Below are 23,321 nucleotides of genomic sequence, written 5' to 3'. Positions count from 1 at the left end.
GGGAGTGCTGAGGCGCTTCCTCGGATCGTCGGGCGGGCCGAAATCCGTGAACGACACCGCTGCTGACCCCAGCCATGCCGCTGACACGACCCAGACCGCGACTTTCTCCACCGACGCGGACGGGCAGGCATGGACTCCGCCCACCTGGGACGAGATCGTCAGCATGCACAGCGGCCGGGTGTACCGGCTCGCCTACCGTCTGACCGGCAACCAGCACGACGCCGAGGACCTCACCCAGGAGGTCTTCGTCCGCGTCTTCCGCTCGCTGTCCACGTACTCGCCGGGCACGTTCGAGGGCTGGCTGCACCGCATCACCACGAACCTCTTCCTGGACATGGTCCGCCGCAAGCAGCGCATCCGCTTCGACGCCCTCGGCGAGGACGCGGCGGAGCGGCTGCCCAGCCGTGAGCCGTCCCCGCAGCAGGTCTTCAACGACGCGCACTTCGACGCGGACGTCCAGCAGGCCCTCGACACCCTCGCGCCCGAGTTCCGCGCCGCGGTCGTCCTGTGCGACATCGAAGGACTGTCGTACGAGGAGATCGCCGCGACCCTCGGCGTCAAGCTCGGCACGGTCCGCTCGCGGATCCACCGTGGCCGCTCCCAACTGCGCAAGGCCCTGGCGCACCGCTCGCCCCAGGCACGTGCCGAGCGCCGTTCCTTCGTGGCCCGGGTGCCCGCTCTGGGAGGAGGGGGCGCGACCGCGTGAGTGGATCACGACCCATCCCGGCCGAAGGGCTCCTGGCCGAGCAGCATCTGGGAGACCGACTCTCCGCCCTGGTGGACGGAGAGCTCGGTCATGACGCGCGCGAGCGCGTACTGGCGCACGTGGCGACCTGCCCGAAGTGCAAGTCCGAGGTCGACGCCCAGCGCCGGCTGAAGAACGTCTTCGCGGAGATGGCCCCGCCGCCGCCCTCCGAGAGCTTCCTGGCCCGGCTCCAGGGACTCCCCGGCGGCGACCCTGGAGACGGCCCCGCACCGCTCGGCGGGGGCGGCTTCGGGGGCTTCGCCGGGCGTGCCTCCGGAGGCTTCGCCGGCCGGGCCGGAGTCTTCGGCGTCCGGCGCGAGGACCCGTTCGACTTCGACTTCGTCCCCTCCGGCGATCACGGTTCCGTGCTGCCGCCCGCCTCCCCGGACCGCGGCTTCCGTATCCATCCGGTGGGCCGTGCCGAGGCCGAGCGGTCCGCCTCGCGCGGGCTGCGGTTCGCGTTCGTCGCCGCCGGTGCGGTGTCGCTCGCCGCGGTGGCGCTCGGCGGGGTCACCACCGGCACGCCGAGCGGCACGGCCGCGGAGGCCCGCGGCGGCTCCGGCAACGGCAGCAACGTCACTCCGGCGCGCACCCCGGGCACCTCGTCCGCGGGCGTCTCCGAGGGCCAGCGGCGCCGCGGGTACGGGCCGCTCGTCGGGCAGGGCCGGACGGGAACCTCCGGGCAGGCCCCGCTCGCCCCGACCGGGTCGGCGGCGCCGCTGCTGCCCGGCGCGGGCGAGGACGTCGTGCACACGCTCACCACCCCGGTGGTGGCCGGCGTCGCCGCCATGTCCCCGTTGATACGTCCGCTCACCGCGGCCACGCCGATCGCGCTCACCGCGTGGTCCTCGGCCCCCGAGGTCACCGCCCCCGGTCTGCTCGCCGCACCCGTCCCCACCCCGTCCGCGACCCCTTCCGCCTCCGCGTCGACCCGCTGACCAGCCGTCCCGCAGGCCCCGGCCGCTGCGCGGCGGCCTGCGAACCTGGTTGAATCCAGGGTGGGCCGCGCCCACGGCACGCATCCGGGCGCGGGGTGGGATTCGACGTGCCGCGGCTGCCGACGCGCCGTGCCGCGGCCGGCTGTGGGGAGAGCATGGACGAGGGGCAGCCCACGAAGGCGAAGTGGTGGAACCGGCCGCGGCCGCAGGACGGCTCCGCGCCGGGGGCGGCGGGGCCGCAGCCCGGCGCCGACACCGCCGACGGCGATCCGCACGAGGGCGACTTCGTCCTGGAACGCCCGGCGCCGACACCGCCCCCCACCCCGTCGGCCCAGCCCCCCGAGCCCCTGCCGACTCCCACTCCGGCCTCCGAACCCGGCACCGAGGGCACGCCGTCTGCCGAGCCCGATCCTGTGACAGGTGCCGGTGCCGGTGCCGGGAGCACGTCGTCCGACGGCTCCGAGGCCGAGGGCACGCCGTCTGCCGAAGCCGAGCCCGAGTCCGTGCCCGGCGCCGGGGCCGGGAGTATGCCGTCCGACGCCCCCGAGGCCGAGGGACCGCTGTCTGCCGAGGTCGAGTCCATGACGGGTGCCGGGACCGAGCCCGATCCCGAGCCCGTGACAGGTGCCGGTGCCGGGGTCGAGGCCGGGGACGGGCGGGCCGTCGAGTTCCTGCCCAGCTCCGCACCCGTACCCGCCTCCGAGGCCGCGCCCGCTTCCGTACCGGCTGCCGCTTCCGAGCCCGCACCGGCCGCCGCGTCCGCTTCCGAGCCTGCCGCCGCGACTACGTCTGGGCCCGCGGCTGCCGCCTATGGGCGGTCCAAGCCGTTGCACGATCCCGATCCCTACAGCACTCCGCCCTACGGCGAGCCCGGCCCCTGGGCGCCCGCGCCGCCGGTCCAGCACCCCGCGGTGGCTGCCGCGTACGGCACGCTGCCGACCGCCCCGCTGCCGACCGTTCCCGCGCAGGGCACGCCGCTCGGCCCGGTGCCGGCCATTCCCGCGCAGCCCGTTCCCGCACAGGCTGTGAGCACACCGGGCGTCAGCACACCGGGCGTCAGTACACCGGACGTCAGCGCGCCGGGCGTCGGTGCGCCGGGCAGTGGTGTGGCCGGGCAGTCCGTCCCGCAGGCCGGCCAGGTCGACCCGCAGGCGTCGTACGCGCCCCACGTCCCGGCGGAGCCGGTCGTCCCGCACCTGCCGGGCGCTTCCGTGCCGCCGGGCCCCTCCACGGGCCAGGACGTGGCCCCCGCGGCCCCCGCGGCCGGGGTGCCGCCGCAGGGTGCTCCCGTACCCGGTGAGGGCCTCCAAGAGGCCTCTTCCGCCGATGCCCGGCCCCCGGCCGACCCCTGGCAGCGCTACGACCCCTGGGCGCCCGTCCAGCCGGTCCTCGCGGCCCCTCTCCAGCTGAGCGGCGGCGCCGGGCCGGGACCGCGCCGGGGACGCGGACGGGTGCGGCGCGGCCTGGTCGGCGGCGCGGTGCTGCTCGCCCTCGTCGCAGGCGGTGTCGGCGGCGTCGTGGGCGCGTCCCTGGAGCGCGACGGCATGCTGGGGGACGTGGTGCTGCCGCAGGCCGGTGCGGAGCCGCCCGGGCGGGCTCCGGACAGCGTCGCGGGCATCGCCGCGCAGGCCCTGCCCGGCGTCGTCACCCTGCATGTGAGCGGCACCGACGAACAGGCCACCGGCACCGGCTTCGTGCTCGACACCCGGGGCCACATCCTCACCAACAACCACGTCGTGGCACCCGCGGGCAAGAACGGCCGGATAACCGTGGTCTTCAACGGCGGCGAGACCGCCCGCGCCGAGGTCGTCGGACACGACAGCGGCTACGACCTCGCCGTGGTGAAGGTGACCGGCGTCAGCGGCCTCAGGCCCATCCCGCTCGGCAACTCCGACGGCGTCCGGGTCGGCGATCCCGTCGTCGCCATCGGCGCCCCCTTCGACCTGGAGGGCACGGTCACCTCCGGGATCATCAGCGCCAAGGAGCGGCCCATCACCGCGGGCGGCGAGGCGGACGGCAGCGACGTCTCCTACGTCGACGCCCTCCAGACGGACGCGCCCATCAACCCCGGCAACTCCGGCGGCCCCCTCCTCGACTCCCGGGCCCGGGTCATCGGGATCAACTCCGCCATCCAGTCCGCCGACGGCGGCTCGGACTCCGGGAGCGGCCAGGCCGGGTCGATCGGCCTCGGGTTCGCCATACCCATCAACCAGGGCAAGCGCGTCGCCGAGGAGCTGATCAACACCGGCAGGGTGACCCACCCGGTCATAGGCGTCACCCTCGACATGGACTACAGCGGGGACGGCGCCCGTATCAACACCGAGGGCAGCGGCGGCAGTTCCCCGGTCACCGCGGGCGGCCCCGGCGCCCGGGCCGGCCTGCGGGCGGGCGACGTGATCACCGAGGTCGACGGCCGGCGCATCCACTCCGGCGAGGAGCTGATCGTCAGGACCCGCGCCCACCGGCCGGGCGACCGGCTGGAGCTGACCGTCGACCGCGACGGCCTGAAGCGCAAGGTCACGCTCGTGCTCGGATCCGCGGGCGGCGACTGATCCGTCCGTGGACCGGGCCGGGGCCATGATCGGCGGAAACCTCACAGGCCGGGGCCCCGGCCCTGGTCCGGCCGGGCGACTTTGCCGAAAACCGGGCGTTTACACACACTCGAACACCCCGGCACGGTACCGGTCGGACAGGTGGGACGGGTACCGTGGACCCGGCCCGGACCACGGACGACCGCATCTGACCACTGAGGGCCGAGGACTGAGGACATCGCAAGGAGTTTCAGGTGTTCAATGACATAGGACCGCTCGAGCTGGCCACGCTCGTGGTCCTCGCCGTGCTGGTCTTCGGTCCGGACAAGCTTCCGAAGGTCATCCAGGACGTGATGCGCACGGTCCGGAAGATCCGTGACTTCTCGGAGAGCGCCAAGCAGGACATCCGGCAGGAACTGGGCCCCGAGTTCAAGGACTTCGAGTTCGAGGACCTCAACCCCAAGACCTTCATCCGCAAGCAGCTGGACAACGACGAGCTGGGGATCAAGGAGATCCGCAACGGCTTCGATCTGAAGAAGGAGATGGCCGAGGTCACGGACGCGGTGCACAGCGCCGACGGCTCGTCCTCGTCCGCGTCCTCCCCGTCCACCGGTTCCGCGGGCGGCCGGATCGACATGACGAAGAAGCCCGAGGCCCCCGGCGCCCGCGAGGAGCACCCGCCGTTCGACGCGGACGCCACCTGAGCGCCGTAGCCACGCGGTCGAAACCCCGACGCGTCACGTATGCCACCCGGTGTACGTGACGCGTTTCATATGCCGTCAGGGCCCTGACACGGCCCGAACGGGACCCCGGAGCGCCCCGCGCGCCGGGCGGTTTCCCGGCTGCCCGCGACGAGGTGGATATGCTGCCGAGTTGTTGCGCGGACCGGACGAGTACGCCCGTAGGGGGGCGGGCCGCCCGGATCCGACGAGAGCGAGGAGGCGTCCGGGCACATGGAGACGACAAGTGGGGCGGTCGCGCACGCGCCGGCCACGGAGGGTGGACAGCAGGCCCCCGCCGCCTGGCGCACGGTCGACGGCTACCTGCCGGCGACCTTTCCCTGGTACGGCCTCGACGAGGCCTTCACGGGGCCGCGCTGGCTGATGCAGGTCGGTGCGGCGGCCGACGGCGCCGTCGAGCACGGGTCGATCGGACACGGTGAGGAGCCGTCCGTCCGGCACGAGTCGACCGAGGACCGGGAGCGCTTCGCGGTCGTGGTCACCGTCGCCGCCAACCCGGTGCGGCACAGCGCGGACGGCACCGGCGTGCTGGAGGCCACCTCGGTGTCCTCCGCGGCCTGGCTCGCGGGCGTGGGGCTGCTGTCCTTCACCTGGCCCGGTCAGATGGACCACAGCCTGCGCGACTCCTGGCTGGACCAGCAGACCGAGACGGCGTGGGTGCTGGCCGACGACCTCTCCGGGCCGGACTGGTCGACGCTGTCCCTGCCGGTCGACGGTGTGCCGACGCCGTTCCACTACCGGGAGTCCGAGTTCGGCTGGGTGCTGGCCGGCTCGACCGAGACGGGCGTCCACGTGGGGGCGTACGGCAGGGGGATGAGCGCGTACGGTCTGGGCTTCGCCATGATCAAGGACATCACGACCTACGCCTAGCGGAGACACGGCAGCATGGCGAAGGGGGCTGTCCCGCCCGGGACAGCCCCCTTCGCCGTACCGGTGCTAGAACTTGTTCCTCGGCGTGATGCCCAGGGACAGCCCCGAAAGACCGCGCTGGCGGCCGCCCAGCTTGCCCGCGATCGCCCGCAGGGCCGAACCGGCCGGGGAGTCGGGGTCGGTGAGGACCACCGGCTTGCCCTCGTCGCCGCCCTCGCGCAGCCGGACGTCGATCGGGATGTTGCCGAGGACCGGGACGGTCGCGCCGGTCGTACGGGTGAGGCCGTCGGCGACCAGCTGGCCGCCGCCGGTGCCGAAGACGTCGACCATCTCGCCGCAGTGCGGGCACGGCAGTCCGGACATGTTCTCGACCACGCCGACGATCTTCTGGTGGGTCTGCACGGCGATGGAGCCCGCGCGCTCGGCGACCTCCGCGGCCGCCTGCTGGGGCGTGGTGACGACCAGGATCTCCGCGTTCGGGACCAGCTGCGCCACCGAGATGGCGATGTCGCCCGTGCCCGGCGGCAGGTCGAGCAGCAGCACGTCCAGGTCGCCCCAGTAGACGTCCGCCAGGAACTGCTGGAGCGCGCGGTGCAGCATCGGGCCACGCCAGACGACCGGGGCGTTGCCCGGGGTGAACATGCCGATCGAGATGACCTTCACGCCGTTCGCCGACGGCGGCATGATCATGTTCTCGACCTGGGTGGGACGGCCGTCGGCGCCCAGCATCCGCGGTACCGAGTGGCCGTAGATGTCGGCGTCGACCACGCCCACCTTGAGGCCGTCGGCGGCCATCGCGGCCGCCAGGTTCACCGTCACCGAGGACTTGCCGACGCCGCCCTTGCCGGACGCCACCGCGTACACCCGGGTCAGGTTCCCGGGCTTGGCGAAGGGCACCTCGCGCTCGGTCTGGCCGCCGCGCAGGGCGGTCGCCAGCTCCTTGCGCTGCTCGTCGCTCATCACGTCGAGCGTGACGTCGACGCGCGTGACGCCGTCGACCCGGGAGACCGCGTCCGTCACGCGCTGCGTGATCGTGTCGCGCATCGGGCAGCCGGAGACCGTCAGGTACACGGTCACCGCGACCGCTCCGTCCGTGCCGATCTCCACCGATTTGACCATCCCCAGTTCGGTGATGGGTCGGTTGATCTCGGGGTCGTTCACCGTCGCCAGTGCCTCGCGCACCGCGTCTTCCGTAGCCATAAGGACGATGGTACGGCGCCGGGCCGGGGCTCCGGGAAGCCCGTCAACGGTCGTCTATGTCACGTACGGGCGGCCGATCGGACCGTTCTGTCGGGAATGCGAGGTGTCCGTTCGTACGCCGCTCCTCCAGCTCCTTCGTCACGTCCTGCAACTCGGAGCGGATCCAGTCGCGGGTGGCCACCTCGCCCAGACCGATGCGCAGGGCGGCGATCTCGCGGGTGAGGTACTCGGTGTCGGCGATCGACCTCTCGTTCTGCTTGCGGTCCTGCTCCAGGTTGACCCGGTCGCGGTCGGCCTGCCGGTTCTGCGCGAGCAGGATCAGCGGGGCCGCGTAGGAGGCCTGGAGGGACAGCATCAAGGTCAGGAAGATGAACGGGTAGCTGTCGAAGCGCAGATGCTCCGGCGCCGAGACGTTCCACACCACCCACAGGATGATGACGACCGTCATCCAGACGATGAACCTGCCGGTGCCCAGGAACCGCGCGATCCGCTCCGACAGCCGGCCGAAGGCCTCCGGGTCCCACTCGGGCAGGATCCGGCGCCGGGGCGGGCGCGGCTGGTCCAGCCGGGCCCGCGGCCGGGTGGCGGCGGTGGCGCCCACGGGCGTCCGCTCGCGGGCGGGTTCGCGCTCAGGTGCCATGGCCGGCCGCTTCCTCCTCGTCGAGGTGGAACTCCGTCTCCCGCCAGTCCTCCGGCAGCATGTGGTCCAGCACGTCGTCCACGGTCACCGCGCCCAGCAGCGAGCCCGCCTCGTCGACGACCGGCGCCGCGACCATGTCGTACGTCGCGAAGAACCCGGCCACCACCGGCAGCTCGGCGTCCGGGTCCAGGGGCCGCAGATCGTCGTCGATGATCGCGCTGACCAGGGTGTACGGCGGGTCCCGCAGCAGCCGCTGGAAGTGGACCGTGCCGAGGTACTTGCCGGTGGGTGTGTCGTCGGGCGGCCGGCAGACGTAGACCTGGGCGGCGAGCGCGGGGGAGAGGTCGGCGTTGCGGACCCGGGCGAGGGCGTCGGCGACCGTGGCGTCCGGCCGCAGCACGATCGGCTCGGTGGTCATCAGACCGCCCGCGGTGTGCTCCTCGTACGCCATCAGGCGCCGCATGTCGGCGGCGTCGTCGGGCTCCATCAGGCTCAGCAGCCGCTCCTTGTCCCGCTCCGGCAGCTCGGACAGCAGGTCGGCCGCGTCGTCCGGATCCATCGCCTCCAGGACGTCGGCGGCGCGCTCCTCCTTGAGCTTGCCGAGGATCTCGATCTGGTCGTCCTCCGGGAGCTCCTCCAGGACATCGGCGAGCCGGTCGTCGTCGAGGGCCGCGGCGACCTCCGCGCGCCGTTTCGCGGAGAGGTGGTGCAGGACGTTGGCGAGGTCGGCGGGGCGCAGCTGCTCGAAGGTGGCGAGCAGGCTCTCCGCGCCCTGCCCGTGCTCCTCCAGGGAGAACCCGGTGACGGCGGACCACTCGACGGTCAGCGTCTCGCCCTTGTCGCGCCGGAAGGCGCTGCTCTTGCGCCCCTTGCGCACGAAGACCCGGTCGACCTCCCAGTCGCGGCGGGCGGGCAGCTGGCGCACCGACAGGTCGAGCACGGTGACCTCTTCGTCGGTCTCGGTCAGCGTGACGCGGCGGTCGAGGAGCTCGCCGAAGACGAGCCGCTCGGTGGGACGCTGTTCGAAGCGGCGGAAGTTGAGCACGCCGGTGGTGATGACCTGGCCGGACTCGATGCCGGTGACCCGGGTCATGGGCAGGAAGATACGGCGGCGGGTGGACAGTTCCACGACCAGTCCGAGCAGGCGCGGGGGCCGCCGTCCGACGCGCAGTATGACGACGAGGTCGCGCACGCGCCCCACCTGGTCGCCGTTCGGGTCGAAGACGGGAACGCCGGCGAGGTGCGAGACGAAGATCCGGGGGGAGCCGGCTGCCATCACTCACCGCCTCTTTCCGTCTGTCCTGATTTGCCCGCTCGGGTGGGGTTCAGGCTAGCCCGTACCGATCGGCCACGCCCTGGTGAGCGGTCCGGACGGACTGGCTCCGCCGGTCCCGGACGGCCCCGGTACGCTGCCGTACTGCGTCGAGGACCCGTGAGAGAGGCAGCCCCATCTGTGACTGCGATTCCCCAGGGCCGTGGCCGTCGGGCCGCGCTGGTGAGTGCGCTGTGTGCCCTGGCCGTGTCCGGCACGGGACTGACCGGGTGCAGTTCGGACCCGGACGCGGGCACGAACGGGGTGGGCAAGCTGTCCGCCGGGCAGATCGAGAGCAGAACCAGGACGGCGGCGGAGTCCGTGGACGCGGTGCGGCTGTCGGGGACCGTGGTCGCCGGCGGGAGCACCTACACGCTCGACATGCGCCTCAAGCCCGACGGCGGGACCGGTTCGGTCAGCTCGAAGGGGGCGACCTTCCATCTGCTGCGGATCGACGAGCAGCTGTATCTCAAGGCGAACGCGGAGTTCTGGAGCCATGAGGACGGCAAGGCCGGCGGCGGCACGGACACGGCGGCCGCCGACAAGCTCGACGGCAAGTACGTGAAGGTGCCCAAGGACGACCCCGCCTACCAGCGGTTCAGCGGTTTCACCGACAAGGACGTCCTCCTCGACGGCCTGCTGACCCTGCACGGCACGCTCGGCACGGACGGCCACCACGAGCAGTCGGGCGTGCGCACGATCCGCATCACCGGCGACAAGGGGTCCGGCGGCACGCTGGACGTCTCCCTGGAGGGCAAGCCGTACCCGCTGCGCCTGGAACGCGCGGGCGGCGCGGGAACGCTCACCTTCTCCGACTGGGGCAAGGACTTCGCGGTGAAGGAACCCGCGAAGGACGACACGGTGGACTACGGGCGGCAGCTGCCCACGTCGTAGCGGCTGCCCTCGGCGTCAGGGGTGGCGGCGGCCGCGCTTCTTCAGCAGCAGCCGTGGCAGCCCCGCCGGAACGGGCTGCCGGGTGGTCGCCGGAGACGGCACCGGCGCCTGGGCCAGCGAACCCTCGGGAAGCGGCGCCGTCGCCCCCGTCGGCTCCAGCCGCAGCACCCGGCACTCGCGGGACCAGCGGTCCGGCATGGCCTCGCCGTCGGGCGCGTTCAGGCGCTTGCCCTTGAGCTCGGCGACCGCCGCGGCCCAGTCCTCGGAACCCGGCGCGAGCTGTACGACCCTGGCCGTCCAGGAGACGAGTCGGCCGCCCTTGTCCTTGCTGCGGACGGTGACCTCGGCCTCGGACCCGTCCGTCAGCCCCGGCAGCGGCTGTTCCCCGGGGCCGTCACCGACGAGATGTGCCGCGCCCTCGTGCCACGCGTGCCACAGCGCACGCGCCGCCGGGGCACCGGCGCCCCTCACCCAGATGAGGCCGGACTTCTTGGTGGCCTCCTCGACGAGGGCCTGGTCGAGCGACTCGCTTGTCATGGGCCCAGCCTATCCAGGGCCCGTCACAGCCAGCCGTTGCGCTTGAGCGTGCGGTGGATGCCCACGCAGAGGGCGACCATCGCCGACATGACCACGGGGTAGCCGTACTTCGTGTGCAGCTCCGGCATGTAGTCGAAGTTCATCCCGTACACCCCGCACACCATCGTCGGTACGGCGATGATCGCGGCCCAGGAGGTGATCTTCCGCATGTCCTCGTTCTGCGCGACCGAGGCCTGTGCCAGGTTGGCCTGGAGGATCGAGTTGAGCAGTTCGTCGAAGCCGATGACCTGCTCCTGGACCCGGGCGAGGTGGTCGGCGACGTCCCGGAAGTACTTCTGGATGTCCGGGTCGACCAGCCGCATCGGCCGCTCGCTCAGCAGCAGCATGGGCCGCAGCAGCGGCGACACCGCGCGCTTGAACTCCAGTACCTCGCGCTTGAGTTGGTAGATCCGGCCGGCGTCCGTGCCGCGCGGGGCGCCCTTGCGGCCCGGCGAGAACACCTCGGTCTCCACCTCGTCGATGTCGTCCTGCACGGCGTCGGCGACCGCGATGTAGCCGTCGACGACATGGTCGGCGATGGCGTGCAGCACGGCCGAGGGGCCCTTCGCGAGCAACTCCGGGTCGTCCTGGAGCCGGTGGCGCAGCGCGCGCAGCGAGCCCTGGCCGCCGTGCCGGACGGTGATGAAGAAGTCCCGGCCGGTGAAGCACATGACCTCGCCGGTCTGGACGACCTCGCTGTTGGCGGTGAGCCGGTCGTGCTCGACGTAGTGGATGGTCTTGAACACGGTGAACAGCGAGTCGTCGTAGCGCTCCAGCTTCGGCCGCTGGTGCGCCTGCACGGCGTCCTCCACGGCCAGCGGGTGCAGCCCGAACTCGCTTGCGATACCGGCGAATTCGGATTCGGTCGGCTCGTGCAGACCGATCCACACGAAACCGCCGTCGCGACGCACCAGGCGCATCGCCTCGTGCGGGGTCAGCGGCGCCGCGGTGGCGACGCGGGCCCCGTCGCGGTAGACGGCGCAGTCGACCACGGCGGACGGCGTCGAGGGGTCGCGGGTGGTGTCGTAGGCACCGCCGTCCAGCCGCGGGCTGTCCTTGTGTACACCGTCCTTGCGCAGCGAGACGCGGGACGGGCGGACCGCGGCGCGCAGTTCGCGGATCATCGACATGGGCAGGCTCCTTCGCAACGAGCAACGAAAGGCCGCCGGGGCACGGGTGGAACTGCCCGGAATGGGGACGTCCTGGAGGCGTCTCCCTGCCCTGGAGCAGGGGAAGGATGTTTGGCACGTCCACAAAGCGGGGAGCACCGCACCGTCGCGGTGGCGAGCTTCGCTGCTGATTCAGATCAGACAGATCAGGCAAGACGAAACGAAAGTGCTCTTCCGTAGTGATACGGATGCGAGAGGTGGCAGCCAGCCAGAGCCAGAGCAGCTACATCAGCGGCCGGAAGAGCGGGTGGTACTGCCAGGTCGACTTCGGTCCATTGCAGCCCCACCTCCTCCGGCCGGTCCCTCGTAAGGGAGTCCCATCGGCGTCGGGACTTGATCGCGACGCTTCAGCGCGCTGCCCCGAACCACCGGGCAAGAGTATCAGCCGACTGAAGTGTCAAGTCGCTGCTTTGCCCTGTGCTGACGAGTTCTATGCTCACCGCATGGCTGATGTTCTTCCACTGGTGGAGGCCCGGTTGTGTACCGCGCTGGGCGAGCCGGACGCGCGCGCCGCGGTCACCTTCCTCGGCACGGACCGCATCGAGGTGCTGCGGTTCCGGGACGACTCCAGAGAGGGTGCCGTCGTCCGCTACGCCACGCTGGGCATGTCCGCGCAGCCCATGGCGGACCCCACCGCGATGGTCGCCGACCCGGTCAAGGGGCCCCGCGCCGAGCTGGTCCTGTCCGTCCGCGACGGGGTCGCCGACACCGACAAGGTGCTGCGCTCCCTCGCCGTGCTCGCCGCTTCCCCGCAGGTCGAGGGGCTGATCGTGACCCCGGGCGCCTCGCTCGACGTGGGGGAGCCGCTGTGGCCGGGCGCCCCGTTCACCTCGGTCCTGGTCGCCGAGCCGGGCGGGCTGGTCGAGGATCTGGAACTGGACGAGCCGCTCGACCCCGTACGGTTCCTGCCGCTGCTCCCCATGACCCCGAACGAGGCCGCCTGGAAGCGCGTGCACGGCGCCCAGGCGCTCCAGGAGCGCTGGCTGACGAACGGGACGGACCTGCGGGATCCGTCCCGCAGGTCCGTCCCGCTGGAGTGAGCAAGGTCACCAACACCTGCCCGGAAAGCGCCGGTTGACGCGACGCTTTCGATGCGGCGCGTTCGACGCGTGCGTGCCGCGTGCGCGGGGCTCAGCCCGCGAAGACGGCGACGCCGTCCTCGGCCGCGTGCCGGGTCTCCAGTTCTTCCGCCATGGGGGTCCCCCCGCTCGAGTGAAGCCGAGAGTGGGGGAGCGTCAGCGCGTCGCGTCGCACGAAGACCACCACCGCGCCGACGACGGCCGTGACCGCCGCGACCACGAACGGGATGTGGACGTTGCTCCACTCCTCGATCTTCGGTGCGAAGAAGGGCGCGGCGGCGGCCGCGAACCAGCGGACGAAGTTGTAGCCCGCGCTCGCCACGGGGCGCGGCGCGTCCGAGACGCCGAGCGCCAGCTCGGTGTAGACGGTGTTGTTCACCCCGATGAAGGCACCGGACAGGACGGTGCAGACGACGGCAGTGGTGTGGTCGCCGTAGCCGAGGACGAGCACGTCGGCGCCGAGCAGGACGAGCGAGCCGCCGAGCACCTTCAGCGAGCCGAACCGCGCCTGCATCCGCGGGGCCACCAGCACCGAGAAGACGGCCAGCAGCACGCCCCAGGCGAAGAACACGGCTCCCGACCTGTAGGGGGTCATGTCCAGCACGAAGGGGGTGAAGGCCAGCACGGTGAAGAACGTGTAGTTGTAGAAGAACGCCGAGACCGCGGCCGAGGCGAGACCGCCGTGCCCGAGTGCCTTGATCGGGTCGAGCAGCGAGGTCCTTCGGGCCGGCTTCGGCTGCTCCTTGAGGAACACGGTGATGCACAGGAAGCCGACCGCCATCAGGAACGCGGTGCCGAAGAACGGGTAGCGCCAGCTGGCGTTGCCGAGCAGGGCGCCCAGCAGCGGGCCGCACGCCATGCCGAGGCCCAGGGCGGACTCGTACAGCAGGATCGCCGCGGCGCTGCCGCCGGCCGCCGCGCCGACGATCACGGCGAGGGCCGTGGAGACGAAGAGCGCGTTGCCCAGACCCCAGCCGGCCCGGAAGCCGACGAGTTCGGCGACCGAGCCCGAGGTGCCCGCGAGGCCCGCGAAGACCACGACGAAGGCGAGGCCGAGCAGCAGGGTCTTGCGGCCGCCGATGCGGCTGGAGACGAAGCCGGTCACCAGCATCGCGAAGGCGGTGATCAGGAAGTACGAGGTGAAGAGCAGGGAGACCTGGCTGGCCGTGGCGTTCAGGCCCTGGGCGATGGACGGCAGGATCGGGTCGACGAGGCCGATACCCATGAACGCGACGACCGAGGCCCCGGCTGTCGCCCAGACCGCCCTGGGCTGTCGCAGGAGGCCGCCGGCTCCGGCGTCGAAGGGGTCCATTGGGTTCTCCGATCGAGGAAGGAAGATGGTTGGTATATGCAAACATTAGATTAGCACGGCTAATTAATGCAACATGCACGTAGTTTTCGGCGTGGGCCGGCCGGTGACGGACCGGCGCGGGTTCCCTCCGGACGGGTGATCGTCCTTGACGTGGGCGTGCCGGGGTAGGACCGTGGGGCCCTATGAGGGGCGAACCCAGTTGCCCGAAGTGTGGTGGCCGGGTCAGGGCTCCCGGACTCTTCGCCGATTCCTGGCAGTGCGATGTCCATGGCGCGGTGCATCCGCTTCAGCCCGTGATCCCGCCCAGCGTCGAGGCCCTCAGTGTCGTGGTGCACCGCACCCAGGTGCCGGTGTGGATGCCGTGGCCGCTGCCGGTCGGCTGGCTCTTCACGGGAGTGGCGTACGCCGGTGACGACCGCAGCGGCGGCCGTGCCACCGCCGTGGCCTGCTCCGGACCCGGCCCGCTCGGCGGCATGGGGGAGCTGATCCTGGTCGCGGAGGAGCTCGGGGTCGGCCTCGGCGCCCGCTACGCGGGCATCGACGGCCCGGATCCGGGGCCGTACCTGAACGTCGAGAAGCCGCCCCAGGCCAAGGTGCTGGCCGCGGGCCGCCCGACCCCGCTCTGGCATGTCACCGGCGCTCCCGTGGACCGTGTCGTGTTCGCAGGCGAGGCGCTCGGGCTGTGGCTCTGGGCGGTGGTGTGGCCGGAGCAGTCGGGGCTGCTGATGTACGACGAACTCGTGCTGACCGACCTGCGTGACGCCGGGGCCGAACTGGACCTGGTGCCCTGCGGCGCCCTGTCGCCACGGCTGCTGGAGCCTTAGGGCCACGCGGCAGCCGGGGTTCGCGGTACGGCTCGTGTAGGGGGCGCAGCAGGGCTTCGGGTGTGACAGGCGGGGGTCGTGCTCCCGCTATGCTTGAGCGTCCGCTTCCGTCCCGCCCGCCCCGTCACCGTCTGGAGTCCGCGTCGTGCGCATCGACCTGCACTGCCACTCCACCGCCTCCGACGGTACGGACACCCCGGCCGAACTGGTGCGCAACGCCGCCGCGGCCGGACTGGACGTCGTCGCGCTGACCGACCACGACAGCACCCGTGGGTACGCCGAGGCGACCGCCGCGCTGCCGCAGGGGCTCACGCTGGTCACCGGCGCCGAGCTGTCCTGCCGCGTCGACGGCGTCAGCATGCACATGCTGGCCTACCTCTTCGACCCCGAGGAGCCCGCCCTGCTCGCCGAGCGCGAGCTGGTGCGCGACGACCGCGTGCCGCGGGCCCAGGGCATGATCGCCAAGCTGAACGAGCTGGGCGTGCCCGTCACCTGGGAGCAGGTCGCGCGGATTGCCGGTGACGGTTCCGTCGGACGGCCGCATGTCGCGACCGCGCTGGTGGAGCTGGGCGTCGTACCGAGCGTGGGCGACGCGTTCACCCAGGACTGGCTGGCCGACGGCGGCCGTGCCTTCGTGGAGAAGCACGAGACCGACCCGTTCGAGGCGATCCGGCTGGTCAAGGCCGCCGGTGGAGTCACGGTGTTCGCGCACCCGGCCGCCGCCAAGCGCGGCCGCACGGTGCCGGAGTCCACGATCGCCGAGCTGGCCGCCGCCGGCCTGGACGGCATCGAGGTCGACCACATGGACCACGACGAGGACACGCGGGTGCGCCTGCGCGGCCTGGCCGCCGACCTCGGCCTGCTGGTCACGGGGTCCTCGGACTACCACGGCAGCCGCAAGACCGTGGCGCTCGGCGCGTACACCACCCACCCCGACGTGTACGGGGAGATCACCCGGCGGGCGACCGGGGCGTTCCCCGTGCCGGGGACCGGCGGAGCCTGAGGATCGTCCTCGCGCCCTGTCCCACCCGTCTGCTCACTTCCGCAAGGCTTCTTCACACATGTTCGACGTCGCCGTCTTCGGCTCTCTCTTTCTGACCCTTTTTGTCATCATGGATCCCCCCGGGATCACCCCGATCTTCCTTGCCCTGACCGCCGGCCGCCCCGGCAAGGTGCAGAAGCGCATGGCCTTCCAGGCCGTGTGCGTGGCCGGCGGGGTGATCGCCGTCTTCGGGCTGCTCGGCCACCAGATCCTGAACTACCTCCATGTGTCCGTGCCGGCGCTGATGATCGCCGGCGGTCTGCTGCTGCTGCTCATCGCGCTCGATCTGCTCACCGGCAAGACCGACGAGCCGAAGCAGACCAAGGACGTCAACGTGGCGCTCGTACCGCTGGGCATGCCGCTGCTGGCGGGCCCGGGCGCGATCGTGTCCGTCATCCTCGCCGTGCAGAAGGCCGACAGCGTGGCCTCGCAGGTCTCGGTGTGGTCGGCGATCCTCGCCATCCATGTCGTGCTGTGGCTGGTGATGCGGTACTCGCTGCTGATCATCCGGGTGATCAAGGACGGCGGTGTGGTCCTGGTGACCCGGCTCGCGGGCATGATGCTGTCCGCGATCGCCGTGCAGCAGATCATCAACGGTGTCACCCAGGTGATCCGGGCGGGCTGAGGCCGCCCGGGCCGCGGACGCGGCGCCATGCACAGAGCCCCGTGGGGTGCCGGTCGTTCCGGCGCCCCACGGGGCTCTGAAATCTGTGGATGGTGATCCGCGTTATGAGGCCGTGGTGTCGGCCGGACGGATCCACAGGCGCTGCCCGATGGCGGCGGCCTGCTGAACGATCCCGTTGACGGAGGCGGCGTCCACGACGGTGCAGTCCACGGGCGTGCCGTCGATGTCGTCGAGTCGCAGGATTTCGAAGCGCATGGGCTTCCCCTTCGTCTGGTCATCCTCCTGAGGAGAACTACTTGGTGGCATGAACAGGGGCCGTCTGTGCCCCTGTTACGTACGGAGTCAACGCGCTGCGTGTTACAAACATTCCCTACGCTAAAGAAATTTTTCGAACGTCTAACTACTGACCGGTAAAGAGGTTTGCGGAGACTGAATGGGACCGGTTGTGTTCGCAGCGTGACCGCCGGGACAATGGAGGCGATGAACGACGACCTCGCGGACCTGACCGCCCGCATCGACCGTACGAACGAACTGCTCCAGCGCATGCTCGCCGAGGTGGCGAAGACGCCCTCGACCCACGCGATCTTCGTCGACGCCGGATACCTGTACGCGGCGGCCGGCCGGCTGGTGGCCGGGACCGAGGACCGCCGGTCCTTCGACCTCGACGCCGAGGGCCTGATCGACGCGCTCATCGACCGCGCCCGCACGATCTTCGCGGACAGCAGGCTGCTGCGGGTCTACTGGTACGACGGCGCCCGGCGCCGCATCCACACCGCGGAGCAGCAGTCCATCGCGGAGCTGCCGGACGTGAAGGTGCGCCTGGGCAACCTCAACGCCAACAACCAGCAGAAGGGGGTCGACTCCCTGATCCGCACCGATCTGGAGTCGCTCGCCCGGCACCGCGCCATCAGCGACGCGGCGCTGCTCGGCGGGGACGAGGACCTGGTGTCGGCCGTCGAGGCGGCGCAGGGGTACGGCGCCCGGGTGCACCTGTGGGGCATCGAGGCCCCCGAGGGCCGCAACCAGGCCGAGCCCCTCCTGTGGGAGGTCGACAGCCAGCGCACGCTCGACCTCGACTTCTTCAAGCCGTACGTGTCCCGGCGCACGGCCGCGACCTACGAGGCGTCGTCGGCGGCCGCCCGGCCCTCACGCGAGGACGTCCGCTTCGTGGGTGCCCAGATCGCGGCGAAGTGGCTGGCGGCGCGGGGCCGGGACACCCTGGTGGAACTGCTGCCCGGCCATCCCTACCTCCCCGGCTCGGTGGACCAGGACCTGCTGGTCGAGGCCGAGCAGCTCCTCGCGTACTCGCTGCGCGGCCAGTCGGACCTGCGACGCGCCCTGCGGGACGGCTTCTGGGAGCACTTGCAGACGCAGTACTAGACGCAGTACTAGACGCAGTACCGGACGCAGTACCGGCGGGCGTCGGTCCCGCGGCACTAGTGCGGGTGCCTGTCCCAGAAGTCGGCGAGAGCGTCGGCGGTCGGCAGCGGCTGGTCCACGTTCGGCGAGTGCTCGGCGCCGGGCACCACCGTCCGGTGCGCGCCGAGCCGTTGTGCCATCTCGTCCAGGAGTGCCAGCGGCCAGGTGTCGTCGCGGGCGCCCGACAGGACGTGGAACGGCAGCGGCAGGGCGGCGAGTTCACCGATCCGGTCCGGTTCGCTGCACAACTGGCGTCCCGTCGCGAGGAGTTGGGCGGGCTTGGTGTTCAGCCAGCGGCGCCGCAACTGCTCCTGGGTGCCCGGGCCGCGGGCCGGACCGCCGACCTCCTCGGGCGGACCCATGGCCTGGATCGCCTCCCAGACCTCGGGCATCGTCATCACGGCCAGCGCCTCGCGCAGCAGCTTCACACGCGCCTCCTGGGAGGCGGAGATCTGGGCGGGACCCGAGGCGACGAGGGTGAGCGTACGGAAGGGGGAGTGGTCCAACAGGGCGGCGGAGCGCGCGATCTGGCCGCCGAGCGAGTGCCCGACGAGATGGACGCGAGAGCCGAGCGCCTCGGCCTGCGCCAGCACGTCCCGCGCCAACTCGCCCTGTTCGTAGGTCGACTCGTCCTCGGCAGGCCCGTCGGACTCGTACTGCCCGCGCCCGTCCACGGCGACGGTCCGGTACCCGCGCCGCGAGAGCGAGCCGTGCACCAGGTTGAAGTCCTCCTTGCTCCCCGTGAATCCGGGCAGCATCAGGGCGATGCCCCGCGCCTCGGCTCCGGTGGCCGCGGGCATGTCGACGACGGCGAACTCGCCGCGGGCCGTGCGCAGCGGGTAGGCGCGAGCGCCGGGGGGCGTGTCGAAGGCGGTGGGGTCGGTCACGAGGTGAGGCTATCGGCAAGGCACAAGGGCGGGAACGCCGGATGCCCGGCCCACACGAGTGGACCGGGCATCCGGGTTCGGCTCAGCTGTGCTCAGCTCTCCGTGGCGTCGGCCGAGGCCGCGACCTTACGGGTGCGACGCGCCCTCGGCTTGGCCTCGGGCTCGGCGCCCTCCGCCGGGGCGGCGGGCGCGGTCTTGCGGGTGCGGCGCGCCTTGGGCTCCGGCTCCTGCGCGGTCTGCGCCGGGATGTCGGCTGCCGTCGTCGTGGCCTTGGCTACCGCGGTCTTGCGGGTGCGGCGGGGCTTGGCCTCGGTCGCCTCCGCGGTGTCCACGGCCGCTTCGGCCGCTGCTTCCGTGGCCTTGGCCGCCGCGGTCTTGCGGGTGCGGCGCGGCTTGGCTTCCGTGGTGTCGGCCGTGTCCGTCGCTTCCGGGGTGGTCGCGGTGGTCGCGGTGGTGGTGGCCTTGCGGGTGCGGCGGGGCTTGGCCTCGGTCGCCTCCGCGGTGTCCACGGCCGTCTCGGCCGCTGCTTCCGTGGCCTTGGCCGCCGCGGTCTTGCGGGTGCGGCGCGGCTTGGGCTCCGGCTCCTGCGCGGTCTGCGCCGGGATGTCGGCCGGGGCCGTCGTCTCGGGCTCGGCGGCCTTGCGGGTGCGGCGGCGCGGCGTGGCGACCGGCGCCTCGACGGCCTCCGCGGTGTCCACGGCCGGCGCTTCCGGCGCGGTCGCGGTGGCCTTACGGGTGCGGCGGGGCTTGGCCTCGGTCGCCTCCGCGGTGTCGACAGCCGCCTGCGCGGAGTCGGCGGCCGTCTCCACGGCAGCCGTCGCCTTGCGCGTACGGCGGCGCGGCGTGCTGACCGGCGCCTCGACGGGCTCGGCCGGCGCCGACTCGGCGACCTGGGCGGTCCCGACCGGGGTCACCGGCGTCTCCACCGTCACGGGCGCCTCCGCGGACCTGCGGGTGCGGCGACGGCGCGGACGCTCCGCGGCCTGCGGGGTGTCGAGGACCGTGTCCTCCACGACCGCGGCGGCGGTCTGCGCGACCGGGGACTCGGTGGTCGTCGCCGTGGCCGGCGTCGCCTCCGGGCCCGGACCGCTGCGGGTGCGGCGACGACGGCGCGGGGTGCGCGGGGCGGTGCCCTCCTCCGTCGCGGACGTCCGCTCGACCGCGGGTGCGCTGCTCGCCTCGGACGTCACCGGCTGCGTCGCGTCCAGCGGCGTACCGCCACGGGTGCGGCGACGGCGACGCGGCGTACGGGCCGGACGCTCGTTGTCGGCCGAGCGGGACTCGCTGCGGTCGCCGCCCCGGTCGGGACGGTCACCGCGGCCGCCACGACCGCGCGCCGCGCGGCCGCCCGGCTCACCGAGGTCCTCCAGGACCTCCGCGTCGAGCCCGGCGCGGGTGCGCTCGGTCCGCGGCAGGACACCCTTGGTGCCCGCGGGGATGTTCAGTTCCTCGAAGAGGTGCGGGGACGTGGAGTACGTCTCCGGCGGGTCGTTGAAGTCCAGCTCCAGCGCCTTGTTGATCAGCTGCCAGCGCGGGATGTCGTCCCAGTCGACGAGGGTGATCGCGATGCCCTTGGCGCCCGCACGGCCGGTACGGCCGATGCGGTGCAGGTACGTCTTCTCCTCCTCGGGCGACTGGTAGTTGATGACGTGGGTGACGCCCTCGACGTCGATGCCGCGCGCGGCGACGTCGGTGCAGACCAGGACGTCGACCTTGCCGTTGCGGAAGGCGCGCAGCGCCTGCTCGCGGGCACCCTGGCCGAGGTCGCCGTGGACCGCGCCGGAGGCGAAGCCGCGGCGCTGGAGCTGCTCGGCGATGTCGGCGGCCGTGCGCTTGGTACGGCAGAAGATCATCGCCAGTCCGCGGCCCTCGGCCTGGAGGATGCGGGCGACCATCTCCGGCTTGTCCATCGAGTGCGCGCGGAAGACGTGCTGCGCGATGTTCGCGACGGTCGCGCCCGTGTCGTCCGGCGCGGTGGCGCGGATGTGCGTGGGCTGCGACATGTAGCGACGGGCCAGGCCGATGACCGCGCCCGGCATGGTCGCCGAGAACAGCATCGTCTGACGCCTCGGCGGCAGCATGTTGATGATCTTCTCGACGTCGGGCAGGAAGCCCAGGTCGAGCATCTCGTCGGCCTCGTCGAGGACGAGCGACTTCACGTGCCTGAGGTCGAGCTTCTTCTGGCCCGCGAGGTCCAGCAGCCGGCCCGGGGTGCCGACGACGACGTCGACGCCCTTCTTGAGGGCCTCGACCTGGGGCTCGTAGGCCCGGCCGCCGTAGATCGCGAGGACGCGCACGTTGCGCACCTTGCCCGCGGTCAGCAGGTCGTTGGTGACCTGCGTGCACAGCTCGCGGGTGGGGACGACGACGAGGGCCTGCGGCGCCTCGGTGAGGGCCTCGGGCTTGGCGCGCCCGGCCTCCACGTCGGCGGGGACGGTGACGCGCTCGAGGAGCGGGAGGCCGAAGCCCAGCGTCTTGCCGGTGCCGGTCTTGGCCTGGCCGATGACGTCGGTGCCGGTGAGGGCGACGGGGAGCGTCATCTCCTGGATGGGGAAGGGGTTGATGATGCCGACGGCCTCAAGGGCTTCGGCGGTCTCGGGAAGGATCCCGAGCTCTCGGAACGTAGTCAGGGTGCTGCCTCTTCTGTGTGGGCGGTGCGAGGCGAGCGCGGGGGTCGTGTCGGGACCGTGCCGGGGACGTCGGCCGCCTTGCTGGCGGGCCGAAGGGCGCGGGACCACTGCCGACGCTCTAGCGCTCGAACCGCTGAGGGTTCCCTCCGATCGTCGTACGCGCAGTGCCGTACGGTCAGGGAGGGCTGTCGGGTCGGAGCCGATCGGGCCACCGACCGGGCATCCTCATACGTGCGGCCTGTCGAGGTACGGCTCAGTACCAGCAGGCGCATTACCACCATACCCCGGAATCGCGCACACGTGATGGCCGATTCGGTCACGTAGTCACCGTCACACCGATTCGCGTCGGCGTGGTCCTACTGAATGACCAGGGACTTCCGTCACGCGGCGGGCGGGCTATTGTGCGCTTCATGACGAGCTCTGACAAGCCCGAGAACGCCCCCGAAACCGCCGCCGAGTCCACCGAAACCACCGGGTCCGCGCAGGCCGCCGGATCCGCCGAGCGCACCGGGATCGCGGCCCAGGACTGGGCGCGGGCCTCCGCCGAGCCGCAGTACCGGGCAGCGGTCGTGGATCTGCTCGGCGCGCTGGCCTACGGCGAGCTGGCGGCGTTCGAGCGGCTCGCGGAGGACGCCAAGCTGGCGCCGACGCTCGCGGACAAGGCGGAGCTGGCGAAGATGGCGTCGGCCGAGTTCCACCACTTCGAGCGGCTGCGCAACCGGCTCACCGAGATCGGTGCCGAGCCGACCCAGGCGATGGAGCCCTTCGTCGCCGCGCTCGACGGCTTCCACCGGCAGACGGCGCCCTCGGACTGGCTGGAGGGGCTGGTCAAGGCGTATGTCGGCGACTCGATCGCCAGCGATTTCTACCGTGAGGTCGCGGCCCGCCTCGACGCGGACACGCGCGAACTGGTCCTCGCCGTCCTCGACGACACCGGACACGCGGGGTTCGCCGTGGAGAAGGTGCGCGCGGCCATCGACGCCGACCCGCGGGTCGGCGGACGGCTCGCGCTGTGGGCGCGCCGGCTGATGGGTGAGGCCCTGTCCCAGTCCCAGCGTGTGGTCGCCGAGCGGGACGCGCTGTCGACGATGCTGGTCGGCGGGGTCGCGGACGGCTTCGACCTCGCCGAGGTCGGCAGGATGTTCTCCCGGATCACCGAGGCGCACACCAAGCGGATGGCCGCGCTGGGCCTGGCCGCCTAGGACGGACCCCGGCCGGGGCGTCAGGACCGCTCAGCCCTGGTCCTGACGCTGGCCCTGGTCCTGGTCCATGTCCTGGCCCACGTCCTTTACGTGGTTCTCGTTCCCGTGGGGTTCCCGGCGGCCGTCGGCGTGTTCGGCGGTCACGCCGGTGCCGATCGCCGCCGGAGTCTTCCCGCGGGGCGCAGCAGCAGCGAGAGCGAGGCGGCGGAGACCACCGCCGCGCCGAGCAGGCTCGGCAGGAGGCTGTCGGGTCCCACCGCGCTGTGGGTGATGAAGTCACCGAAGAGCGCTCCGGCGAGGCCCGTCGCGAAGACGAAGGCCCGGTTCGGCAGGCGGTGGGAGAAGCGGCGGTCCGCCGCCCACGCGAGCGCCACGCCGAGCATGGCGGAAGCGAGAGCTTCCAAGATCATGTCGAGTCCCTCCGGGCGGCCGGACTGTGCACCAAGGTCGTAGCCCGTCATACCCGTGACCTGCGGAATGCAATCCTCACCTGTGAGGTGGTTGTGCTCCCTTTGTGCCGCTGCCGCGGGCCGGAGGGCGCGCCGGGAACGCGGGCCGGAGAGGGTGCCGGAGCCGGGACCGTGCCCGTGCCGGATGTCCGTGGACACGATGAGGGGGCCGCGGCGCCGGGGTTGGGCGGGGCCCCCCCAAGTGTGGACCAGCGGCCCGGGGGGGGGGGGGGCGGA

22 protein-coding genes are annotated in these 23,321 nt (G+C 72.2%); 12 read left to right on the top strand and 10 right to left on the bottom strand.

What is annotated here, in order from left to right; translation table 11 throughout:
• Positions 1–4 precede the first annotated feature (4 nt).
• The 5 genes from sigE to ABT085_RS15435 all read left to right on the top strand — a co-directional run bounded on the left by sigE (position 5) and on the right by ABT085_RS15435 (position 5,824).
• Positions 5–706, top strand: coding sequence for an RNA polymerase sigma factor SigE (gene sigE, locus ABT085_RS15455; protein WP_351606865.1), 702 nt, complete (start codon positions 5–7; stop codon positions 704–706).
• Positions 703–1,683 (top strand): anti-sigma factor family protein, encoded by a 981-nt coding sequence (locus ABT085_RS15450; RefSeq protein WP_351606863.1) that lies wholly within the window; start codon positions 703–705, stop codon positions 1,681–1,683. Before sigE ends, ABT085_RS15450 begins: the two co-directional genes overlap by 4 nt.
• Before the next feature lie 527 nt (positions 1,684–2,210).
• A complete protein-coding gene (locus ABT085_RS15445) occupies positions 2,211–4,235 on the top strand; it encodes a S1C family serine protease (RefSeq protein WP_502982734.1) in 2,025 nt (674 codons plus the stop codon).
• A gap of 233 nt (positions 4,236–4,468) precedes the next feature.
• Positions 4,469–4,918, top strand: coding sequence for a sec-independent translocase (locus ABT085_RS15440; protein WP_351606857.1), 450 nt, complete (start codon positions 4,469–4,471; stop codon positions 4,916–4,918).
• 249 nt (positions 4,919–5,167) lie between these two features.
• Positions 5,168–5,824, top strand: coding sequence for a hypothetical protein (locus ABT085_RS15435; protein WP_351606854.1), 657 nt, complete (start codon positions 5,168–5,170; stop codon positions 5,822–5,824).
• A gap of 66 nt (positions 5,825–5,890) precedes the next feature.
• On the opposite strand, the gene ABT085_RS15430 is transcribed toward ABT085_RS15435, so the two are convergent.
• The 3 genes from ABT085_RS15430 to ABT085_RS15420 are packed head-to-tail and all read right to left on the bottom strand — an operon-like array spanning position 5,891 to position 8,940.
• Positions 5,891–7,024 (bottom strand): Mrp/NBP35 family ATP-binding protein, encoded by a 1,134-nt coding sequence (locus tag ABT085_RS15430; RefSeq protein WP_351606851.1) that lies wholly within the window; start codon positions 7,022–7,024, stop codon positions 5,891–5,893.
• A gap of 43 nt (positions 7,025–7,067) precedes the next feature.
• Positions 7,068–7,664, bottom strand: coding sequence for a DUF1003 domain-containing protein (locus ABT085_RS15425; RefSeq protein ID WP_351606849.1), 597 nt, complete (start codon positions 7,662–7,664; stop codon positions 7,068–7,070).
• Positions 7,654–8,940 (bottom strand): magnesium transporter MgtE N-terminal domain-containing protein, encoded by a 1,287-nt coding sequence (locus ABT085_RS15420; RefSeq protein WP_351606846.1) that lies wholly within the window; start codon positions 8,938–8,940, stop codon positions 7,654–7,656. The genes ABT085_RS15425 and ABT085_RS15420 overlap by 11 nt, the downstream gene beginning before the upstream one ends.
• 177 nt (positions 8,941–9,117) lie before the next feature.
• Between ABT085_RS15420 and ABT085_RS15415 the strand changes: the two genes are divergently transcribed.
• Positions 9,118–9,870: a hypothetical protein gene (locus ABT085_RS15415; RefSeq protein ID WP_351606844.1), complete on the top strand. Its 753-nt coding sequence runs from the start codon at positions 9,118–9,120 to the stop codon at positions 9,868–9,870.
• 15 nt (positions 9,871–9,885) lie between these two features.
• Here ABT085_RS15415 and ABT085_RS15410 read toward each other — a convergent pair whose 3' ends face one another.
• Positions 9,886–10,407 (bottom strand): hypothetical protein, encoded by a 522-nt coding sequence (locus ABT085_RS15410; protein ID WP_351606841.1) that lies wholly within the window; start codon positions 10,405–10,407, stop codon positions 9,886–9,888.
• A 23-nt stretch (positions 10,408–10,430) separates the two neighbouring features.
• Positions 10,431–11,576 (bottom strand): magnesium and cobalt transport protein CorA, encoded by a 1,146-nt coding sequence (locus ABT085_RS15405; protein WP_351606839.1) that lies wholly within the window; start codon positions 11,574–11,576, stop codon positions 10,431–10,433.
• 482 nt (positions 11,577–12,058) lie between these two features.
• On the opposite strand from ABT085_RS15405, the gene ABT085_RS15400 reads away from it, so the two are divergent.
• Positions 12,059–12,655: a suppressor of fused domain protein gene (locus ABT085_RS15400; RefSeq protein WP_351606836.1), complete on the top strand. Its 597-nt coding sequence runs from the start codon at positions 12,059–12,061 to the stop codon at positions 12,653–12,655.
• A gap of 91 nt (positions 12,656–12,746) precedes the next feature.
• On the opposite strand, the gene ABT085_RS15395 is transcribed toward ABT085_RS15400, so the two are convergent.
• Entirely contained in the window at positions 12,747–14,006 is a 1,260-nt protein-coding gene (locus ABT085_RS15395) for an MFS transporter (RefSeq protein ID WP_351606833.1), read from the bottom strand.
• Positions 14,007–14,188: 182 nt separating this feature from the next.
• Here ABT085_RS15395 and ABT085_RS15390 point away from each other — a divergent pair, with 182 nt between their 5' ends.
• The 3 genes from ABT085_RS15390 to ABT085_RS15380 all read left to right on the top strand — a co-directional run bounded on the left by ABT085_RS15390 (position 14,189) and on the right by ABT085_RS15380 (position 16,497).
• Entirely contained in the window at positions 14,189–14,830 is a 642-nt protein-coding gene (locus ABT085_RS15390) for a DUF6758 family protein (RefSeq protein WP_351606831.1), read from the top strand.
• Positions 14,831–14,975: 145 nt separating this feature from the next.
• Complete coding sequence (locus tag ABT085_RS15385; protein ID WP_351606828.1) at positions 14,976–15,833, top strand: PHP domain-containing protein; 858 nt, start codon at positions 14,976–14,978, stop codon at positions 15,831–15,833.
• Positions 15,834–15,891: 58 nt separating this feature from the next.
• On the top strand, positions 15,892–16,497 hold the full coding sequence (locus ABT085_RS15380) for a MarC family protein (protein WP_351606825.1): 606 nt from the start codon (positions 15,892–15,894) through the stop codon (positions 16,495–16,497).
• A 102-nt stretch (positions 16,498–16,599) separates the two neighbouring features.
• Here the strand turns inward: ABT085_RS15380 and ABT085_RS15375 are convergent, their stop codons facing one another.
• The gene (locus ABT085_RS15375) at positions 16,600–16,752 is read right to left on the bottom strand and encodes a DUF8834 family protein (protein WP_152895186.1); all 153 of its coding nucleotides are present in this window, start codon (positions 16,750–16,752) and stop codon (positions 16,600–16,602) included.
• Positions 16,753–16,977: 225 nt separating this feature from the next.
• Here ABT085_RS15375 and ABT085_RS15370 point away from each other — a divergent pair, with 225 nt between their 5' ends.
• Complete coding sequence (locus ABT085_RS15370) at positions 16,978–17,877, top strand: NYN domain-containing protein (protein WP_351606821.1); 900 nt, start codon at positions 16,978–16,980, stop codon at positions 17,875–17,877.
• Between the two features lie 56 nt (positions 17,878–17,933).
• Here ABT085_RS15370 and ABT085_RS15365 read toward each other — a convergent pair whose 3' ends face one another.
• Positions 17,934–18,803: an alpha/beta fold hydrolase gene (locus tag ABT085_RS15365; protein WP_351606819.1), complete on the bottom strand. Its 870-nt coding sequence runs from the start codon at positions 18,801–18,803 to the stop codon at positions 17,934–17,936.
• A 92-nt stretch (positions 18,804–18,895) separates the two neighbouring features.
• Complete coding sequence (locus ABT085_RS15360; RefSeq protein ID WP_351606816.1) at positions 18,896–21,343, bottom strand: DEAD/DEAH box helicase; 2,448 nt, start codon at positions 21,341–21,343, stop codon at positions 18,896–18,898.
• 500 nt (positions 21,344–21,843) lie between these two features.
• On the opposite strand from ABT085_RS15360, the gene ABT085_RS15355 reads away from it, so the two are divergent.
• Positions 21,844–22,635 carry a ferritin-like fold-containing protein gene (locus tag ABT085_RS15355; protein ID WP_351606813.1) on the top strand — a complete coding sequence of 264 codons (792 nt, stop codon included), beginning with the start codon at positions 21,844–21,846 and terminating at the stop codon, positions 22,633–22,635.
• A gap of 140 nt (positions 22,636–22,775) precedes the next feature.
• Here ABT085_RS15355 and ABT085_RS15350 read toward each other — a convergent pair whose 3' ends face one another.
• A complete protein-coding gene (locus tag ABT085_RS15350) occupies positions 22,776–23,045 on the bottom strand; it encodes a hypothetical protein (protein ID WP_351606809.1) in 270 nt (89 codons plus the stop codon).
• Positions 23,046–23,321: the final 276 nt, after the last annotated feature.

The sequence above is a fragment of the Streptomyces sp. NPDC002265 genome (assembly GCF_040296125.1).
Taxonomy (GTDB): domain Bacteria; phylum Actinomycetota; class Actinomycetes; order Streptomycetales; family Streptomycetaceae; genus Streptomyces.
The sequence above is the reverse complement of the archived record's forward strand: the minus strand, read 5'-3'. Positions and strand labels throughout refer to the sequence as shown.

What these genes read in the sequence shown, in the direction of transcription:
- ABT085_RS15445 (WP_502982734.1), top strand. Translation starts at nt 2,211, where the DNA reads ATGCCGTCCGACGCCCCCGAGGCCGAGGGACCGCTGTCTGCCGAGGTC.
- ABT085_RS15435 (WP_351606854.1), top strand. Translation starts at nt 5,168, where the DNA reads ATGGAGACGACAAGTGGGGCGGTCGCGCACGCGCCGGCCACGGAGGGT.
- ABT085_RS15430 (WP_351606851.1), bottom strand. Translation starts at nt 7,024, where the DNA reads ATGGCTACGGAAGACGCGGTGCGCGAGGCACTGGCGACGGTGAACGAC.
- ABT085_RS15425 (WP_351606849.1), bottom strand. Translation starts at nt 7,664, where the DNA reads ATGGCACCTGAGCGCGAACCCGCCCGCGAGCGGACGCCCGTGGGCGCC.
- ABT085_RS15420 (WP_351606846.1), bottom strand. Translation starts at nt 8,940, where the DNA reads ATGGCAGCCGGCTCCCCCCGGATCTTCGTCTCGCACCTCGCCGGCGTT.
- ABT085_RS15410 (WP_351606841.1), bottom strand. Translation starts at nt 10,407, where the DNA reads ATGACAAGCGAGTCGCTCGACCAGGCCCTCGTCGAGGAGGCCACCAAG.
- ABT085_RS15405 (WP_351606839.1), bottom strand. Translation starts at nt 11,576, where the DNA reads ATGTCGATGATCCGCGAACTGCGCGCCGCGGTCCGCCCGTCCCGCGTC.
- ABT085_RS15400 (WP_351606836.1), top strand. Translation starts at nt 12,059, where the DNA reads ATGGCTGATGTTCTTCCACTGGTGGAGGCCCGGTTGTGTACCGCGCTG.
- ABT085_RS15395 (WP_351606833.1), bottom strand. Translation starts at nt 14,006, where the DNA reads ATGGACCCCTTCGACGCCGGAGCCGGCGGCCTCCTGCGACAGCCCAGG.
- ABT085_RS15390 (WP_351606831.1), top strand. Translation starts at nt 14,189, where the DNA reads ATGAGGGGCGAACCCAGTTGCCCGAAGTGTGGTGGCCGGGTCAGGGCT.
- ABT085_RS15380 (WP_351606825.1), top strand. Translation starts at nt 15,892, where the DNA reads ATGTTCGACGTCGCCGTCTTCGGCTCTCTCTTTCTGACCCTTTTTGTC.
- ABT085_RS15375 (WP_152895186.1), bottom strand. Translation starts at nt 16,752, where the DNA reads ATGCGCTTCGAAATCCTGCGACTCGACGACATCGACGGCACGCCCGTG.
- ABT085_RS15370 (WP_351606821.1), top strand. Translation starts at nt 16,978, where the DNA reads ATGAACGACGACCTCGCGGACCTGACCGCCCGCATCGACCGTACGAAC.
- ABT085_RS15360 (WP_351606816.1), bottom strand. Translation starts at nt 21,343, where the DNA reads ATGACGCTCCCCGTCGCCCTCACCGGCACCGACGTCATCGGCCAGGCC.
- ABT085_RS15355 (WP_351606813.1), top strand. Translation starts at nt 21,844, where the DNA reads ATGACGAGCTCTGACAAGCCCGAGAACGCCCCCGAAACCGCCGCCGAG.
- ABT085_RS15350 (WP_351606809.1), bottom strand. Translation starts at nt 23,045, where the DNA reads ATGATCTTGGAAGCTCTCGCTTCCGCCATGCTCGGCGTGGCGCTCGCG.